The sequence below is a fragment of the Microbacterium sp. PMB16 genome (assembly GCF_051294855.1).
GTDB lineage: Bacteria > Actinomycetota > Actinomycetes > Actinomycetales > Microbacteriaceae > Microbacterium.
The window spans coordinates 1,202,643-1,220,438 of the sequence record NZ_CP145908.1 but is presented as its reverse complement, the minus strand read 5'-3'; the positions used below and the strand labels follow the sequence as shown (position 1 = coordinate 1,220,438).

Annotated in this window: 17 protein-coding genes; 11 read left to right on the top strand and 6 right to left on the bottom strand. The window is 68.4% G+C overall.

Going from position 1 to position 17,796, the window contains the following annotated elements; all coding sequences use genetic code 11:
- Positions 1-141 precede the first annotated feature (141 nt).
- The 7 genes from V5D55_RS05810 (at position 142) to rplI (ending at position 5,063) form a co-directional block, all read left to right on the top strand.
- Positions 142-1,185: an iron-siderophore ABC transporter substrate-binding protein gene (locus V5D55_RS05810; protein WP_435748433.1), complete on the top strand. Its 1,044-nt coding sequence runs from the start codon at positions 142-144 to the stop codon at positions 1,183-1,185.
- Positions 1,182-2,213 (top strand): FecCD family ABC transporter permease, encoded by a 1,032-nt coding sequence (locus V5D55_RS05805; RefSeq protein WP_435748432.1) that lies wholly within the window; start codon positions 1,182-1,184, stop codon positions 2,211-2,213. Before V5D55_RS05810 ends, V5D55_RS05805 begins: the two co-directional genes overlap by 4 nt.
- Positions 2,210-3,238 carry a FecCD family ABC transporter permease gene (locus V5D55_RS05800; protein ID WP_435748431.1) on the top strand — a complete coding sequence of 343 codons (1,029 nt, stop codon included), beginning with the start codon at positions 2,210-2,212 and terminating at the stop codon, positions 3,236-3,238. The genes V5D55_RS05805 and V5D55_RS05800 overlap by 4 nt, the downstream gene beginning before the upstream one ends.
- Before the next feature lie 131 nt (positions 3,239-3,369).
- On the top strand, positions 3,370-3,738 hold the full coding sequence (rpsF, locus tag V5D55_RS05795; RefSeq protein ID WP_042541520.1) for a 30S ribosomal protein S6: 369 nt from the start codon (positions 3,370-3,372) through the stop codon (positions 3,736-3,738).
- A 5-nt stretch (positions 3,739-3,743) separates the two neighbouring features.
- Positions 3,744-4,265 (top strand): single-stranded DNA-binding protein, encoded by a 522-nt coding sequence (locus tag V5D55_RS05790; protein WP_435748430.1) that lies wholly within the window; start codon positions 3,744-3,746, stop codon positions 4,263-4,265.
- Positions 4,266-4,344: 79 nt separating this feature from the next.
- Positions 4,345-4,599 (top strand): 30S ribosomal protein S18, encoded by a 255-nt coding sequence (rpsR, locus tag V5D55_RS05785; protein ID WP_017829850.1) that lies wholly within the window; start codon positions 4,345-4,347, stop codon positions 4,597-4,599.
- A gap of 11 nt (positions 4,600-4,610) precedes the next feature.
- Positions 4,611-5,063: a 50S ribosomal protein L9 gene (rplI, locus tag V5D55_RS05780; protein WP_435748429.1), complete on the top strand. Its 453-nt coding sequence runs from the start codon at positions 4,611-4,613 to the stop codon at positions 5,061-5,063.
- Between the two features lie 84 nt (positions 5,064-5,147).
- On the opposite strand, the gene V5D55_RS05775 is transcribed toward rplI, so the two are convergent.
- Positions 5,148-6,107, bottom strand: a complete 960-nt coding sequence (locus tag V5D55_RS05775) for a helix-turn-helix transcriptional regulator (protein WP_435748428.1) — start codon at positions 6,105-6,107, stop codon at positions 5,148-5,150.
- A 61-nt stretch (positions 6,108-6,168) separates the two neighbouring features.
- On the opposite strand from V5D55_RS05775, the gene V5D55_RS05770 reads away from it, so the two are divergent.
- Both V5D55_RS05770 and V5D55_RS05765 read left to right on the top strand, forming a co-directional pair.
- Positions 6,169-7,431 (top strand): epoxide hydrolase family protein, encoded by a 1,263-nt coding sequence (locus V5D55_RS05770; RefSeq protein WP_435748427.1) that lies wholly within the window; start codon positions 6,169-6,171, stop codon positions 7,429-7,431.
- Between the two features lie 2 nt (positions 7,432-7,433).
- Positions 7,434-8,516, top strand: a complete 1,083-nt coding sequence (locus tag V5D55_RS05765; RefSeq protein WP_435748426.1) for a winged helix DNA-binding domain-containing protein — start codon at positions 7,434-7,436, stop codon at positions 8,514-8,516.
- Between the two features lie 258 nt (positions 8,517-8,774).
- Here the strand turns inward: V5D55_RS05765 and V5D55_RS05760 are convergent, their stop codons facing one another.
- Together V5D55_RS05760 and V5D55_RS05755 are read right to left on the bottom strand one after the other, a co-directional pair.
- Positions 8,775-10,496, bottom strand: coding sequence for a hypothetical protein (locus V5D55_RS05760; protein ID WP_435748425.1), 1,722 nt, complete (start codon positions 10,494-10,496; stop codon positions 8,775-8,777).
- Between the two features lie 109 nt (positions 10,497-10,605).
- Positions 10,606-11,613 carry a hypothetical protein gene (locus tag V5D55_RS05755; RefSeq protein ID WP_435748424.1) on the bottom strand — a complete coding sequence of 336 codons (1,008 nt, stop codon included), beginning with the start codon at positions 11,611-11,613 and terminating at the stop codon, positions 10,606-10,608.
- Between the two features lie 522 nt (positions 11,614-12,135).
- Here V5D55_RS05755 and dnaB point away from each other — a divergent pair.
- Complete coding sequence (gene dnaB, locus V5D55_RS05750) at positions 12,136-13,509, top strand: replicative DNA helicase (protein ID WP_435748423.1); 1,374 nt, start codon at positions 12,136-12,138, stop codon at positions 13,507-13,509.
- Here dnaB and V5D55_RS05745 read toward each other — a convergent pair.
- A complete protein-coding gene (locus V5D55_RS05745) occupies positions 13,506-14,375 on the bottom strand; it encodes an aminoglycoside phosphotransferase family protein (RefSeq protein ID WP_435748422.1) in 870 nt (289 codons plus the stop codon). The two genes, dnaB and V5D55_RS05745, sit on opposite strands and share 4 nt — an antisense overlap.
- A 143-nt stretch (positions 14,376-14,518) precedes the next feature.
- Here V5D55_RS05745 and V5D55_RS05740 point away from each other — a divergent pair, with 143 nt between their 5' ends.
- Positions 14,519-14,977 (top strand): hypothetical protein, encoded by a 459-nt coding sequence (locus V5D55_RS05740; protein ID WP_435748421.1) that lies wholly within the window; start codon positions 14,519-14,521, stop codon positions 14,975-14,977.
- Between the two features lie 55 nt (positions 14,978-15,032).
- On the opposite strand, the gene V5D55_RS05735 is transcribed toward V5D55_RS05740, so the two are convergent.
- Both V5D55_RS05735 and V5D55_RS05730 read right to left on the bottom strand, forming a co-directional pair.
- On the bottom strand, positions 15,033-16,247 hold the full coding sequence (locus tag V5D55_RS05735; protein ID WP_435748420.1) for a M20 family metallo-hydrolase: 1,215 nt from the start codon (positions 16,245-16,247) through the stop codon (positions 15,033-15,035).
- The gene (locus V5D55_RS05730) at positions 16,196-17,713 is read right to left on the bottom strand and encodes an MFS transporter (protein WP_435748419.1); all 1,518 of its coding nucleotides are present in this window, start codon (positions 17,711-17,713) and stop codon (positions 16,196-16,198) included. The genes V5D55_RS05735 and V5D55_RS05730 overlap by 52 nt, the downstream gene beginning before the upstream one ends.
- Positions 17,714-17,796 lie beyond the last annotated feature (83 nt).

The following is a 17,796-nucleotide window of genomic DNA, read 5'->3' as shown; positions in this document are numbered from 1 at the left end:
CACAGTTCAAGCATGCCAAAGAGGGGACCGTCTTTCCGACACGGAGTCGGGGTACAGCTCCCCATCGTGACCGAAAGGATGCAGGAGAGGCGAGGCACTGGATAAGCTAAGCCAACCCTTACTTCGAAGAACAGGTTCTCCATGCCCTTCACCCGATCGAAGGCGCTCACCGCCTTCTTCGCCCTGACCGTCGCCGCGGCGGCCCTCACCGCGTGCGCGCCCGCAGACGGCAACACCGGCGACGGGGCGCCCGCCGTCGACTCGGACGCCTTCCCCGTCACGATCGAGCACGCTTACGGCGAGACCAAGATCTCCGAACAGCCCCAGCGCGTCGTCTCGGTCGGCTACACCGAGCAGGACACCCTCTGGGCGCTGGGCGTGAAGCCCGTCGGCGTGACCGAGTGGTACGGCGAGCACGACTTCGCCTCATGGCCCTGGGCCGACGAGGCGCGCGGCGATTCCGAGCCGGAGGTGCTGACCACGAGCGACGGCCTGGACTTCGAGGCGATCGCCCTGCTCGACCCCGACCTGATCATCGGCACCAACGCGGGGATGACGGAAGAGGACTACGACCGTCTGTCCGACATCGCCCCCACCGTCGCCCACTCCGGCGACTACACGATGTACTTCGAGCCGTGGGACGTGCAGACGCTGCAGATCGGCGAGGCGGTGGGGCTGAAGGACGAGGCGCAGAAGCTCGTCGATGACATCGACGCGGAGTTCGCCGCGGCCGCGAAGGACCACCCGGAGTTCGCCAACACGTCGATCGTCTTCCTGCAGAACGCGATCTACGACGGCTCGGCGATCGCCTACCAGGACGGCCTCAGCACCGACTTCCTCACCGATCTCGGTTTCTCGATCCCCGCCGACATCGACGCCTACGCGCCGGAAGACGAATCGGGCGGACAGGCGTACATCCCCGTCGAGAACCTCGACGTGCTGAACGCGGCCGACGTCCTCATCTGGGGAACCGAGTCGGACGACGACATCACCGCCCTCGAGGCCGAGCCCTTCGTGACCGCGATCGACGCGATGAAGGACAAGTCGGTCGTCTACACCGACGGCGTCACCGCCGGCGCGATCTACTTCACCTCCCCGCTGAGCCTGCCGTACGTGCTCGACTCGCTGGTGCCCGCGCTCGCGGACGCCCTCGGCGGGAACGGGCCCGCTCGCACCGCGGAGTGACCTCCGCCGCACGCACGCGACGCGATCCGTCCCGGTACTCTGCCGGACGGATCGCGCTCGTCGTCGTGCTCGCCCTCGTCGCACTGGTCGTGGCCACGGGGATCGGGCTGACCGTGGGCACGAAGCTCCTCGGCCTCGGCACGGTCTTCGACGCGATCACCGACTTCGACGGCAGCGACCTGCAGCTCGTGGTGCGCGAGTCCCGCATTCCCCGCACGGTGTTCGGCCTCGTCGTCGGGCTCGCACTCGGCGCCGCGGGCGCGGTGATGCAGGGCCTCACCCGCAACGCGCTGGCCGACCCCGGCATGCTCGGTGTGAACGCGGGAGCCTCGGTCGCCGTGGCGGTCGCGGTCGCTGCGCTCGGCATCCGCGATTTCCCTCAGCTCATGGCGTTCGCGCTCGCCGGTGCACTCATCGCGACCATCGGCGTCGTGCTGCTCGGCGCGGCCGGCGGCGGCAGTCCCGTCACGCTCGTCCTGGCCGGGGTCGCGCTCGCCGCGGTGCTGGGCGGCATCACGACCGCGCTCGTGCTGCTCAACTCCCATGCCTTCCTGCAGATGCGCAGCTGGGAGTCGGGTGCCCTCGCCGGGCGTGACCTGTCGATCCTCACGGTCGCCGGCCCCACGATCGCGGTCGGACTCGTGCTGGCTCTCCTGATCACGCGTGGCCTCGACGTGCTCGCCCTGGGCGACGACACGGCGGCCGCTCTCGGCGTGCGGATCGGTCCTCTGCGCACCGGCGCCGTCGCCTCGGTGACGCTGCTGGCCGGCACAGCGACCGCGGTCGCCGGTCCCGTCGCGTTCCTCGGCCTTGCCGCCCCGCATATCGCGCGAGGGATCGTCGGGTCCTCGCAGAAGGCGATCGTGCCGCTGTCGGCGGTGATCGGAGCGATCGTCGTGGTGCTCGGTGACGTGGTCGGCCGCGTGATCATCGCACCGCAGGAGGTCCCGGTGGGGATCGTGATGGCATTCGTCGCGGCCCCGTTCCTGATCTGGATCGGCCGCCGCAAGAATCCGGTGCAGCTGTGAGCGCCTCGTCGCGCATCGACCTGCGCCGCGCTCGACGCACGCTCGACCGGCGCGGCCGCTGGGCGATGGGGATGCTCGTCGTCGCGGTGTTCGCGACGTTCCTCGCCAGCCTGTCGATCGGCGACACCGTGATCGCGCCGGTGCGCGTGGTGCAGGCGCTGTTCGAGACCCAGGGCGGCGTGCGGATGGTCGTCATCGACTGGCGACTGCCGAGAGCGCTCGCCGCGGTGTTCTTCGGTGCGGCGCTCGCCCTGTCCGGCACGGTGTTCCAGACGATCACCCGCAACCCGCTCGGCAGCCCCGACGTGATCGGCCTCACGACCGGCGCGTACACCGGGGCGCTGATCGTGATGACGACGGGCGGCTCGTCCGGGGTCGGCGTCGCGATCGCTGCGGTGCTCGGTGGATTCGCGACGGCCGCGCTGGTCGCGGCTCTCGTCGCCGGGCGCGGTGCTCTCGGCTACCGCATCGTCATCGTCGGCATCGGCGTGAGCGCGATCCTCGCGGCTGTGAACGCGTGGATGCTGCTGCGCGCGCGACTGGAGGTGGCGATCTCCGCCGCCATCTGGGGTGCCGGATCGCTGAACGGCGTGGGGTGGGAGCAGGCACTGCTGCCGATCGTGGTGGTGTCCGTGCTGATCGTCGTCCTGGTCGGCGCTCGCCGCGGCCTGTGGCTGATCGAACTCGGCGACGACATCGGCACGAGCCTCGGTGGACGGATGAACCTCACCAAGGCGGGACTCGTCGCGATCGCCGTCGGACTCTGCGGCGTCGTCACGGCCGCGATCGGACCGATCGCCTTCGTCGCGCTCGCCGCGCCGCACCTCGCGCGACTCATCGTCAAGAACGGTCCCGCGCACCTCGTCGCGACCGGGCTGATGGGCGCCATCCTGCTCTCGCTCGCCGACATCATCGGGCAGAACGGCATCCCCGGGCACGCGCTGCCCGTCGGCGTCGTGACGCTGGTGCTCGGCGGGATCTATCTGATCTTCCTGGTCGTGCGTTCCGCGCGGCGGCGGTTCTGAGGCCGCGTTCGCGACCGGCCAGCGCTTCCGCTAGACTGTGCAGGTTGTCTGCCTTCTGGCAGGCACGTTCACACACCCTCCTGTTTCCGCGAGATACGCGGAAACCGTTCTAGTCCGAAGGAGGTGGGTAAGTGACGCACCAGTACGAACTCATGGTCATTCTGACCCCCGAGATCGACGAGCGCCAGGTAGCCCCTACGCTCGACAAGTTCCTGAAGGTCATCACCAACGATGGTGGCTCGATTGACAAGGTCGACATCTGGGGTAAGCGCCGTCTGGCTTACGAGATCCAGAAGAAGAACGAGGGCATCTACGCCGTCGTCAACTTCACCGCTACCAGCGAGGCCACGCAGGAGCTCGACCGTCAGCTGAAGCTGAACGAGCAGATCATGCGCACCAAGGTCCTCCGCTCGGAAGAGGCTCAGGCGATGGTCGCATTCGAGGCCAAGCGCACCGAAGAGAAGGCTGCCCGCAAGGCCGCCAAGGCTGCGAAGGCCTAAGCGCCATGGCCGGCGAAACCGTCATCACCGTGGTGGGAAACCTCACGGCCGACCCCGAGCTGCGCTACACGCAGAACGGGCTGCCGGTGGCGAACTTCACCATCGCGTCGACGCCTCGGAACTTCGACCGTGCCGCGAACGAGTGGAAGGACGGCGATGCGCTGTTCCTCCGCGCGTCCGTCTGGCGCGAGTTCGCCGAGCACGTGGCAGGTTCGCTGACGAAGGGCATGCGCGTCATCGCGCAGGGCCGTCTGCGTCAGCGCTCCTACCAGGACCGCGAGGGCAACCAGCGCACCGCGATCGAGCTGGAGGTCGACGAGATCGGCCCCTCGCTCCGGTACGCGACCGCGCAGGTCACCCGTGCGGCGTCGACCGGCGGTGCCGGTGGTGCCGGCGGTGCCGGTGGTGGACAGTCCCGTCCCGCGCAGCAGCAGGTGTCGGAAGAGCCGTGGTCCACGCCCGGCTCGTCGACCAGCGCGGATGCCTGGAGCACTCCCGGCAGCTTCGGCGACGACACTCCCTTCTAAACTCATCTCTCGCGGTCTGAGCCCGGGGACCTTCGGTCCCTGAGCTTGTCGAAGGGCCGCTCATCATTAAGGAAAACCAATGGCTGGAAAGTCGAGCGGCGACCGCCGCAAGCCGCGGAAGGGTGGCAAGCCCACCGCTCCCGCGAAGTCCATCCGGGTTGGTGTCATCGATTACAAGGATGTCGCCACCCTCCGCAAGTTCGTCTCGGAGCGCGGCAAGATCCGTGCCCGTCGTATCACCGGTGTCTCGGTGCAGGAGCAGCGTCTGATCGCCACCGCGATCAAGAACGCGCGCGAAATGGCGCTCCTGCCCTACGCTGGCGCCGGCCGGTAAGGGGTATCGAGATGGCAAAGCTGATTCTCACGAACGAGGTCGCCGGGCTGGGTAGCGCCGGTGATGTTGTCGAGGTCAAGAACGGGTACGCCCGTAACTTCCTCATCCCGCAGGGCTTCGCTACGGCGTGGACCCGCGGTGGCGAAAAGCAGGTCGCTTCGATCCAGGCCGCGCGTCAGGCACGCGCGATCCACGACCGTGACGACGCTGTCGCACTGAAGAACGCTCTCGAGGGCACCAAGGTCCGTCTCGCCGTCAAGGCAGGCGCCGCCGGTCGTCTCTTCGGCTCGGTCAAGACCGACCACGTCGCGGATGCTGTCGCAGCCGCCGGCCTCGGTTCGATCGACAAGCGCAAGGTGCAGATCACGACGCCGATCAAGTCGACCGGTGACCACGAGGCCACCGTTCGTCTGCACGACGACGTGACCGCAGTCATCACGCTGCAGGTTGTCGCCGCCAAGTAACGCCCCGATGGGGCGCTGAGCCCGTCGAAGTGCGCCCCCTGTCCTTCGGGACAGGGGGCGTTCTGCATCTCCGGGCGGAGGCGGTCACGCCCCGGCTGCACGCGCGAAGCGCTCGGACAGCCGTCGGGCTTCGGCGGCCAGGGCGGGGGTGTCGGCGACTGAGAAGTCCAGGTCGAGCATGCTGAGGTAGCGCAGCAGCGCGGCCGGGTCGTCGGACCCGCTCTCGAGCACGCACGACTCCTCATCCCGCGCGGTGACCGCCCCCGCCGCTTTCGGCAGCCGCTCGGCGACGACGTCCGCCGGCGCGTGGATCACGACCGTGGCTCGGAACTCCCAAGGCGCGGACGCCACGCCGCGATCGACGTGGTCGGCTGCGCCTTCTGCCGGCAGGTCGCGAGGGGTGAAGCGTCGTCCCATCGGGATGCGCGGGGTGAGCCGGTCGACGCGGAAGGTGCGCCAGTCGTCGCGGTCGAGGTCGAAGGCGAGCAGGTACCAGCGGCCTGCCCGCAGGGCCAGGCGGTACGGCTCGACGATGCGCCGCGACTCGGCGTCGGAGTGCGTGCGGTAGTCGAAGCGCAGCTGCACCGAGTCGCGGCAGGCAGAGGCCAGCGTGAGGAGCACGTCGGGGTCGATGGCGGGTCCGTGGGCGGGGACCGGGACGACCGTCGACTGCAGCGTCGTGATGCGATGCCGGAGGTGCGAGGGCAGCACCTGATACATCTTGGCCAGCGCTCGGAGCGAGGCCTCTTCGAGGTCGGCGATCGACCCGTCGGCTGCTGCCGTGCTGAGCCCGAGGGCGACGGCGATCGCCTCATCGTCTTCGAGGAGGAGTGGGGGGAGGGCAGCCCCGGCGCCGAGTTGATAGCCGCCGGCGACTCCGGGGGTGCTCTGGATCGGGTAGCCGAGCGCGCGGAGCCTCTCGACATCCGCGCGGATCGTGCGGGTCGAGACCTCGAGCCGTTCCGCCAGAGTGCGCCCCGGCCAGAACGGACGGACCTGTAGGAGGGACAGGATCTGGAGCAGCCGCTCGGACGTCTTCAACATGTTTTCAGTGTCTTCCTGATTGCGGAAGCAAACGTTCCGCAATGGATTCTACTGTCAGATCATGACGAACAACACGAGCAGCATCCGCCCCTTCCGCATCGACGTGTCCGACCAGGATCTCGCCGATCTCCACCAGCGGATCACGCTGGCCCGCTGGCCGCGCGACCTCGACGGCACGGGGTGGGATCGCGGCATCCCGGTCAGCTACCTCCGCCCGCTCACCGAGTACTGGCGCGATCGCTTCGACTGGCGTGAGCAGGAGGCGCGGCTCAACGAGCTGCCGCAGTACGTCACCGAGGTCGACGGCCAGCAGATCCACTTCGTGCATGTCCGCTCGGAGGTGTCAGGGGCCCGGCCTCTCCTCCTCCTACACGGCTGGCCGAGCTCCTTCGTCGAGTTCCTCGATGTGATCGGACCGCTCACCGATCCGGTCGCCCACGGCGGAAGGGAAGAGGATGCCGTGCACGTCGTCATCCCGTCCCTTCCCGGCTACGGATTCTCCCCGCTGGCGGATGCCGGATGGGGCGACCTGTTCCGCATCGCCGGTGCGATGGCCGAGGTGATGGGCCGGCTCGGCTACGAGCGCTTCCTTGCGCAGGGCACCGACGTCGGTTCGGGGATCGTCGGGATGCTGCCGATGGTGGCTCCCGGCCGGATCATCGCGACGCACGTGAACGGCCCGAGTCCCTTCCCGCTGGGGCCGGCGCTCCCCGTCGACTCTCTGCCCGAGGGGGAGCAGGAGCGTGCCGCTCGATTCAACACGTTCCGCGATGACGGCGCCGGCTACCTGCACATCCAGGCCACGCGACCGCAGACCGTGTCGTACGGTCTGAACGACTCCCCGGTGGCTCAGCTCGCGTGGATCGTCGAGAAGTTCCGCGAATGGACCGACCCGGCCACCGACCTGCCCGAGGATGCGGTCGACATCGACCGGCTGCTGACCACCGTGAGCATCTACTGGTTCACGCAGTCGGGATGGTCCTCCGCTCACGCCCTGTACGAGGGGATGCAGGTGTACCGGCAGTTCGCGGCGATGGCGGGTGGCGCCGAGGGAGCGGACGACGGTGGCTGGGCGGATGCCGGTGCGGATGCGGATGCGGATGCAGATGCAGACGCCGGAGCCTCCGGCGGGTGGGAGGCACCTCCCGCTCCTCCGGCCGCTGCGTCGATCTTCGCCGCCGACCTCTCGGTGCGGAGCGTGGTGGACCCGGCATCCGCGTTCGAATCCTGGACGGAGCATGAATCAGGCGGGCACTTCCCCGCAATGGAGGTCCCGGAGATTCTCGTGGCAGATATCCGGCGCTTCTTCGACGGGCGGCGCTGATCGTGGCCGGTCCGGTCCTCGGCGCACGCGCCCTGAACAGGGCGCTGCTCGCACGGCAGCTGCTCCTCGAGCGCGGGACCCTCTCGCCCGTCGACACCGTGCGGCACCTGGTCGGCATGCAGGGCCAGGCGCCGCTGGCGCCGTACGTCGGGCTGTGGTCCCGGCTCGGGGACTTCGCGCCGGGCGACCTCTCGACGGCGATCGAGGATCGGACGCTCGTGCGGGCGACGCTCATGCGCGGAACCGTCCACCTGGTGACGGCAGAGGATGCGCTGCAACTGCGTCCACTCACGGAGCCGGCGATCGTCCGAGGCTTCCGCGGCGGTTTCCACAGTCTGATCACAGCGCAGGAGGAAGCGGAGGTGACGGCGTGGGGCCGCGAGCTGCTGGCCGAGCAGCCGCGTACCCGCGTGGAGCTTCGGGGGCTGTTCCGGGAGCGCTGGCCGGAGATCGACGCCGATGCCATGGCGTACGCGGTCAGCTACCTTCTGCCGACCGTGCAGCCGACGCCGCGTGGGCTGTGGGGGATGCCGCAGGGACAGGCGCAGCTCGCCCTGCTGGACTCCTGGGTCGGGCGTCCCCTCGACGCGGCGCCCTCGATCGACGACGTCGTGCTCCGCTACCTGGCAGCCTTCGGGCCGGCGACTGTGAATGACGCACAGGCGTGGTCGGGTCTGACCGGGCTTCGCGAGGTGTTCGATCGGCTCGCGCCGCAGTTGATGATCTTCGCCTCCGAGAAGGGGCAGGTGTTGTACGACCTGCCCGAGGCGCCGCGCCCCGACGCGGAGCATCCCGTTCCGCCGAGATTCCTGCCGGAATACGACAACGTCCTGTTCTCACACCGGGACCGCGACCGCGTCATCGACTCGGCTCACCGCCCGCCGCTGCCGCCGGGAGTGGGCGCGCGTTCCGGCACCTTCCTGAGCGACGGGTACTTCCGCGGCACGTGGAGCCTCGACGGAGAGCGGCTGCGCATCCGACCCCACGGGGAGCTCGGTGACGCGGCATCCGCCCTCGTCGAGGAGGGGGAGAGGCTGGCCGCGTTCCTCGGGACCTCCGGCGCGGAGATCGTGCCGGCCGGCTGACGTCGCGAATCTCGCAGAACGACGCGAACTTCGCAGGGTTTGGCCCGGATCCCTGCGAAGTTCGTGTCGTCGTGCGAGATCCGGATGCGCGCCAGGGGCGCCAGGGCGCGACGGATGCCCCGTGGGCGCGAACCCACGGGGCACCCCCTTGCGTCCGCGTCACGTGCGGCCGGACCGAGATCCGCCCGTCACGCGACGCAGCACGCACCGGCGGTGCGGGTCTCCTCCCCGAGGACGACCGCACCGCCGGCGTCTGCGCTACGCCATCGAGTGACGACGGCGGAGCAGCCCTGCTCCTCCGAGGAGGAGCAGGAGGGCGGCGAGCCCGACCAGACCGGCGGCGGATGTGCCACCGGTCATGGCGAGACCCTCTGCAGCGTCGGCCGCTGCAGCTCCGGATGCCGGTTCGGCGCCGAGGTCCGTTCCGGGGTCAGTTCCCGGGTCGGTTCCCGGATCCGTTCCGGGGTCGGTCCCCGGGTCGGTGCCAGGGTCGGTCCCCGGGTCCGTTCCGGGATCAGTTCCCGGATCCGTTCCGGGGTCCGTACCCGGGTCCGTACCCGGGTTGGTCCCCGGTGTGGTGACCGTGCTCTCGCCGAGCACCGCGATGGCGTTGCCGCCGATGGTGATCGGGAGGTTCACGGGCAGTGCGATCTGGCTGCCGCCGAGGATCGAACCGAGGCCGGAGGTGTCGATCCCGCCGATGCCCGGAAGCATCGGCGCCGGGGCCGCGCCTGATCCTCCGCCGGTCACCGCGCTGGTGCCGACGACGGAGATGGCGTTGCCGAGGACCGACACGGGGGCCGTGACGGGCGCCAGCACCTGTGTGCCACCGGCGAGCGAGTCGTCCCCACTCGTCGAAGCGTCACCGCCGGTGCCGACGGCCGGGGCTGCGCCTGCTCCACCGGTCACGGCGCTGGTGCCGAGGACGGAGATGGCGTTGCCGAGGACCGACACCGGTGCGGTGACGGGAGCGACGACCTGCGTGCCGCCGGCGATGCCGTCGGTGCCTGAGGTGCTGGCATCGGTCGGTGTGCCTGCAGACCCTCCGGGTGCCGCAGCACCGGGAGCGCCGGCGACCGAGCTGGTGCCGCCCACCGCGATCGCGTTGCCGATCGCGGAGATCGGTGCGGTGACGGGAGCGACGACCTGCGTGCCGCCGAGGATCGCATCGTCTCCCGACGTCGTCCCCTGCGCTCCGGATGCGGTTCCCGCCGCGGGGGCGCCGGCTGCCGCGCCGGTGACCGAGCTGGTACCGAGCACCGAGACGGCGTTGCCGCCGACCGTGATCGGCGCCGTCACGGGTGCCACGACCTGGGTGCCGCTGCCCACGGCATCCGTTCCGTCCGTCTCCGCGGAGACCGGCGCGGCGGCGGGTGCCGGTGCTGCGGCCCCCTGACCTGCCACGCCACTGGTGCCGAGCACCGAGACGGCGTTGCCCGACACGGTGATCGGGGCGTTGACCTGCAGCAGCGCCTGCGTGCCCGAGAGCACGCCGTCGATGCCGCTGGTCGTGACGGACGGCACCCCGGCCGGCGGAGTCGAAGCCTGGGGAGCCCCGCTCTGGGAACCGGCGGCCGGAGTGCTGGTCGAGGAGGTGCCGAGAACGCTCACCGCGTTGTTCGTCACGGTCACAGGCGCGTTGACGGTCACCACGGCCTGAGTGCCGGATGCCGCCCCGGACTCACCGCTCGTCTCTGCAGGCGATGCGGCAGGTGCCGCAGGTGCCGCCGGCTGGGGTGGGGGCGGCGTCGGGGCGGGCGGCGTCGCGGCGGCGGGTGCCTGCGCGGCGGCTGTGCCGAGCAGCGAGATCGCGTTGTTCACGACCGTGATCGGGGCCGAGATCGGCGCCACTGCCTGCGTGCCGGAGAGGAGTCCGTCTTCTCCGGATGTGTCGGCGGCGTTCGCAGCCGTCGCGCCGAACAGGGTGATCCCGCCGGCGATGAGCGTGCCCCACAGGGCCCGCTTGAGGTATGTACGCATGATGTTTCTCCTGACTGAAGCTGGGATGTCTGGATGGGTGCGTGCGATGTGGAGTGCGCGCGCAGCACAGCATCTGCCGTCCACTGGGGAAGGACGGCGCGACAGTCAGTCAGTCAGGAGAGACGTCGGTGTCGGCGACCGGCGACGTCGGCAGGGCGTCGTCGGATGCACCGGAGACCCGCTCCCAGGCACGGAGCGAGGGCGCGCCGACGTCGCTGATGCGAGCGAGGGCGCTGACGGATGCTCCGCCGGGACCGGCGGAGGAAGACGGGGCGAACGGGGCACCGGGAGGGGCCCCGCCGGGCACGCCGGATGGCGCCCCCAACGCCCCGAACTCGCCGGCCGAGTCCGCAGGTGTCGCAGCGGGGAATACGGGCCGGATGCCGGCGAGTTCGGGGGTGAACTTCTCGGACGTGACGCCGAGGCTGGAAAGGCTTACGAAGGTGCGGTGCGCGGCGGCGCTGTCCGGAGCGCCCCGGTCGCCGGGGCCGGTCGAGCCATCGGGGCCGTCCGTTTCGCCGGGCGCCGCGGGATCGACGGCCTCGAGCACGGGAGGAACCGTCTCGTCGATCACTCCGCCGATCACGCCAGCCGTGTCATCGACGACGCCGACGACGTCGTCGATCAGGTCGATCGCGCCGAGATCGTCGACGAGCTCTCCGACGACCGGGAGTCCTTTGACGGCATCCACCACGGGGTCGGTGATCTGTGCGACCGGGGAATCGGTGAGCACCTCGGTGACGGGCGCGACCACGTTCTTCGCGGTGTCCGTCACGGCCTTGACGACGGGTGCCGCGACGGCGCCCGCGACGGGGACCTTCGCGACAGTCTGAGTCACGGTATGGACGACCGCGGGTGCTGCCTGCTGCACAGGAGCGACCACCGTCTTCACGACCGGCGCCACCACCTGGGTGACCACGGGGGTGACAGGTGCGGTGACCGCGGAGACCGTCTCGTTCACGATGGAGGTCAGACCGTCGAGCGGACCGTCGGACTTCTCGTCGGCGTGCGCGGCACCCCCGCCTGTGAGGAGGGTGAGGGTCGCCCATGCGAGCGCGCCGAAACCACCCCAGATGACGACGGCGGGAACGCCGCGTCGGGTGGCCCGAGCGTCCACGTCAACCTCCCCCTCTGAAGGCAACGCATCACCGACGCGGAGCTGCGTCGATGCGCTGACGATACTCCCGGTCCGGACGGTTGTCCAGAGCCATTTCGCGCAGTTCCACAGCGTCATTCCGCGAAGACGCGCCCGGCAAAACCTCGGCTTGACTTTCCCCAGGTTCTACACATGTCGTCCCATGACGGGGAAACCTTCAATCACGCATTGAAGCCGATTCTCATCCACAGGCTGGGGAATCAGAAAACCCCAGGTGAGAGCGATTAAGAAAACCAGTATGCGATGCAGTCCACCGGGTTATCCACACCCGTTCTACACAGACACTCCGGCTTTGTCCGCACGCTCTCCACAGTGTTATCCACAGGCTGTGTTGCACCCGAATCCGACCGCTCGTACCGTGGTCGAGCGACCGAATGTCGGGGGCTCCTGGTTCGCTGTGTGCAAGCGGCCGGAACGGCCGGATGATCACGGCACCGCCCCATGGGTGGCACATTCGGAAAACGTCGCATCGAAGGGAAAAGCGTGTCGATCGCGGACATCTCAGAGGAGCGCATGGGCGCGAAGCGCGCGCCGGAGCGCGTGCCCCCGCACGACCTCCTCGCCGAGCAGAGCGCCCTCGGCGGAATGCTGCTGTCGAAGGATGCCGTCGCCGATGTGATCGAGACGCTCAAGGGCGCCGACTTCTACATCCCGAAGCACGAGCTCATCTTCGAGGCGATCCTCTCGCTGTACTCGCACGGCGAGCCGACCGACGTCGTCGCCGTCACCGATGAACTGATCAAGACGGGCGAACTCGGCAAGGCCGGTGGCGCCGACTATCTGCACACGCTCACCTCGATCGTGCCGACCGCGGCGAACGCCGGCTACTACGCGGGCATCGTCGCCGAGCGCGCGATCCTCCGTCGCCTGGTCGACGCCGGCACGCGCATCGTGCAGCTCGGCTACGCCGGTGAGGGTGACGCGACCGACATCGTCAACAACGCCCAGGCCGAGATCTACTCGGTCACCGGTACCGAGACGGCCGAGGACTACGTGCCGCTCACCACCGCCGTCGATGCGGCCATCGAGGAGATCGAGGCGGCGAACGGGCGCGACGGCTCGATGACCGGCATCCCGACCGGCTTCAAAGAACTCGACGAGCTCACCAACGGTCTCCACGGTGGTCAGATGATCGTCGTCGCGGCCCGACCTGCGATGGGTAAGTCGACGCTGGCGCTCGACTTCGCGCGCGCCGCATCCATCGGTCACAACTTCCCGTCGATCTTCTTCTCGCTCGAGATGGGCAAGAGCGAGATCGCGATGCGTCTGCTCAGTGCCGAGGGCGGCATCCCGCTGCAGAACATGCGTAAGGGAACACTCGACCCGCGCGACTGGACCACCGTGGCCTCGACCCGTGGCCGCATCAACGACGCCCCCCTCTACATCGACGACAGCCCCAACATGACGCTCGTCGAGATCCGCGCCAAGTGCCGTCGGCTCAAGCAGCGCGAGGGCCTGCGCATGGTCATCATCGACTACCTGCAGCTGATGACGTCGGGCAAGCGCGTCGAGTCGCGTCAGCAGGAGGTCTCCGAGTTCTCGCGAAGCCTCAAGCTCATCGCCAAGGAGCTGCAGGTCCCGGTCATCGCGCTCTCGCAACTGAACCGTGGTCCCGAGCAGCGTCAAGACAAGAAGCCGGCGATCAGCGACCTCCGTGAGTCGGGGTCGATCGAGCAGGATGCCGACATGGTCATCCTCCTGCACCGCGAATCGGTCTACGACAAAGACGTGCGTCCGGGCGAGGCCGACCTCATTGTGGCCAAGCACCGTAACGGTCCGACCGCGACGATCACGGTCGCCTTCCAGGGCCACTACTCCAGGTTCATGGACATGGCCCCGGGCGGCGACTTCAACTAGGGCGCTGCGGAGAGGACTTCGGCCAGCACCCGCTGCTGAGCTCTCCCGGGATCTGGGCTGGACTGGTCCGACATGGTGACAAGTGCTTTCCAGAGGGCCCAGCCTTGCGCGCGTTGCCATGTCGCATCATCGAGGGCGACCGACTCGCGAAACGCCGCACGAGCCTCGCCGTCGAAGCAGGTCCACGCGATGACGAGATCACATGCGGGGTCGCCGATCCCGCAGGTGCCGAAATCGATGACCGCCGAGAGCCTTCCTGCCTCGGTCAGGAGGTTGCCGGTGGCAACGTCTCCGTGAAACCAGACGGGCGCGGACTCCCACGCAGACGTCGTCGCGGCGAGCCAGATCTCGCGGCACCGCTCCGCATCGACGTCGTCGCCCAGACGTTCGAGGGCGATCTGCACTTGATCTCCGTAGACGCTCGGGTGACAGCCGCGGTAGAAGGAATGTCGTCCTGCTGAGGCGCCCGCGCCTGTCGGGAGGGATCTCAGCGCGCGCAACACGGATCCCAGATCGACGGCCAAGGAGACCCGGTCGATCAGCGAATCCTCATCGATCGTCTCACCGGGCAACCACCGACGTACGGACCAAGGAAGCGGATAGTCCTGGCTCGGCGCTCCGACGGCCATGACTCCGGGGACAAGAACCGGAAGCTTCCCGTCGAGGAACTCGAGCGCGCGCTGCTCTTTCTCGACAGCCGCGGCATAGGCCTCGCCACTGGGCAACCGCACGGACAGGTCATCGCCCAGGCGAAACGTGCGGTTGTCCCACCCTTGTTGTGGAACCGCGCGGATGGGCAGTGCGCTCCAGTGCGGAAACTGCTCGGATATGAGTTCGGCTACCAGGGGCTCGTCGATATCGACCATCTATCCCCCTCGCTTCATCGCGACCAAGCGTATCTCGCCGTGCCAACCTCCACAGATCCAGGTTCGCGCTGTTGATCAGGCGTGCCGGTGCGTGCGCTCGAGCGACGCGCCTTTTGCCTCGGTGACGGATATAGATTCAGTCCATGCGTGAACAGTGGCGGGCGTATCGCAACGGCCGGGAGGTGCTGCGAGAGGTCGATGTGGTGATGCAGGCGTCCGTGGTGACGGTATGCGCCCATTGCGGAGTGCCCTGCTCAGGGATCTACCGGTTCTGGTACGAACTCGACGGGGAATTGATGATGGTGGATGCGGACCAGCCCACGATCGACGAGTACATGGCGGAGCTCGTGGAGAGCGCGGGCCCCGACGGCTACGCCGATTTGTCCGCGATGGTCCGCGCCGGCAATGAGGGCACGGGGTGGGCCGACAGCTCCACTCATCCGTTCGGTGCTGATGTCGGCGTGGAGGGCTTCGAAGATTTCGTCAGCGGACTGCGGACGACGAGTGCCGCTACCTGGAGTGCGGATCTCGTCGACGCGCTTCATCAGCTTGCGGCGATGTCTGCGCTGCACGGCACGACCATCTACGCGATGGATGACTGAGGCGCGATGATCAAGAAGCTTGCGTCGCCGGTGGCGCGCAATCCTGAGCCCGAAGTCACTGCGTCGCCTTGTCGTTGAGTGGCGACACGAAGGGTTCGGCAGAGCCGTCCACCAGGTCGCCGGCGACGAGACGGGCGGTGACCCGGGCGATGGCGTCCACTCCGGCGATCAGATCCGCATCCTTCGTGTACTCCTGCTCATTGTGTGAGATGCCGCCTTCGCTCGGTACGAACAGCATGACCGTCGGGACGACATCCTTCATGTTCGTGGAGTCGTGCCCCGCCAGCGTGACCGTGCGCGCGAACGAGTACGGAGACGACCCGAGGATGTCTTCGCTGAGCTCCACGCCCGTCGCCGGGTACGACTGCACGCCCCACCGATGGGACTCGTGCAGCTCGAACTCCACGTTCGCCTCGTCCTCTATCTCCGCAACGATCTCTTCGATCCGTGCCATCGCGACCTGCAGGAGTTCCTCGTCCAACGATCGGACGTCCGCCAGTAGATCGACCCGGCTCGCCACGACGACCGGCGAGTTCGGTGTCACGGTCAGCTTCCCGACCGAGGTGTGCAGCTCGCCGGCCGCGAATTCGTCGGCGAGCTGCCGCAAGCGTGCGACGAAGAGGCTCGCCCCGTAGAGGGCATCGCGGCGATCATGCATCCGGGTCGATCCCGTGTGCGCCTGCTCGCCGGTGACCACGACGGAGAACTTCACCGCCGCCCAGTTGCTTTCGACGACACCGATGGTGATTCCGTCCTCCGCCATCTCCTTCCCCTGCTCGACATGGATCTCCGCATAGGAGCAGACCTCCGGCGATCGGTCGGTGCCGAGGAAGCCGATGGCCTCGAGGGACTCCGCCACCGAAGAACCTGACGCGTCCCGGGTTTCGTGCGCATCCTCGACGCTCAGCTTCCCCGTGAAGACCGAACTCCCCATCATGGAGGGCGAGAACCGCGAACCCTCCTCGTTGAACCAGTCGACCACGGCGACGTTGAACCGGGCAGTCAGATCCCCCGCTGCGACGAGTCGTGAAACGTGGTCAGCCGCATGCGCCGCGGCGAGCACACCGTATGCGCCGTCGAACCGGCCGGCGTGCGGCTGACTGTCGAGGTGAGAACCCACGAGCACGGAGGGCGCCCCCGGAACGAACGTCCGCAAACCGAACACGTTGCCGATCGGATCGACCCGCACCTCGAAGTCATGCAGCTCGAGCCAGGTCGTCAACCAGGTGCGCGCTTGACCGTCGGCGATGGATGCCGCCTCACGGTGCACCCCGCCGGCGGGGTCGCACCGATCCGCGAGAGAGATTCGAAGTCTCGAACGATCGTGACGTCGTCGATGCGGGGGCGATCGACGGTGAGCGGGGTCGGGGATTCCATGAGCAAGTCCATCTGATTTCGGAGGCGAGTGCGGCTGATGTGCGGTGGTCGCTCAGTCGACGACGATGGGCTTGTCCTGCAGTCGCAGCCGGCCCCGGCGACGCCACCGACCACCGTGACGAGCGATACGGCGATCAGGAGAGCCGCGGCGATCCACGTTCCGTTCGTCGCCAGCAGTGCGGTCGCGATCAGAGGCAGGAAGCCGGTGAGAGCACCCGCGATGTTGTAGCCGAGCGAGACGCCGCTGTAGCGGAGCTCGGGTGGGAACAGCTCGGCGAGAAGGCTGCCGGTGACGGCGTAGGCGATGGTGAGCATGATGAGGCCGAGCGTCACGGCGACCGTGATCGCGAGGAAGTTCCCGGTGTCGACGAGCCAGAAGACCGGGAATGCCGCCAGCGCGCTGCCGACGCCGCCCACGACCACGAGGCGGGCAGCGCCGAATCGCTCGGAGAGCCGCCCGAAGGCGATGATGGCGAAGATCTGGATCACCGAGGCGATCAGCGTCGCGTTGACCATCGTGCTGCGTTCGATCCCGAGCGAGTTGCTGCCGTAGCTCACGATGAAGGTGGTCACCAGGTAGAAACCGCCGATGCCGAGGAACGACACCGCGATGGCCGTCAACAGACGCCCCGACGACACGCGGAAGACCTCGAGGGCCGGCACCTTGACCCGCTCCTCGTGCTGGACGAGATCCCGGAAGATCGGCGTCTCCTCGACCCGGAGGCGGATGTAGAGCGCGATGCCCATCATCGGGAACGCCGCGAGGAACGGGATCCGCCACCCCCACGCGTCGAACGCCTCGGCCGGAAGGAGGAGGACCAGGGAGAACATGCCCGAGGAGATGATGGTGCCGGTCGGCGTACCGACCTGCACGAGGGCGGCGAACCGTCCTCGTTTGTCGAGCGGTGCGTGCTCGATGGCGATGGTCGTCGCGCCGCCCCATTCGCCGCCCACGGCGAGACCCTGCAGCAGTCGCAGGATCACCAGGATGATGGGGGCCGCCAACCCGATCGTCGCGAAGTCGGGAAGCAGGCCGATCATCCCCGTGGCGACGCCGATCGTGATGATCGTGGCGAGCAGCGCGGGTCTGCGCCCGAACCTGTCGCCGATCGAGCCGAACAGGACCGCACCGAGCGGGCGAGCGGCGAAACCGACTCCGAAAGTGGCGAAGGCGGCGAGCGTTCCCGCGAGTGGATCCAGTGCGGTGAAGAAGAGCCGATTGAAGACGAGCACGGCTGCGGTTCCGAACAGGAAGTAGTCGTACCATTCCAGGGCGGTGCCGACGAAGGCGGCGCGAGCGATCTTCGCGGCGTCCTTCCCGCTCACCTGCACGGTATCGGTAGAAGTGTGAGAAGACATCGGGCTCCTGAGCTGAGAGTAGTGAACGAACTCCGGCCGCGCGTTGTGAGGGTGCACAAGAAGCGGGTGTGACGGGGAGGTTC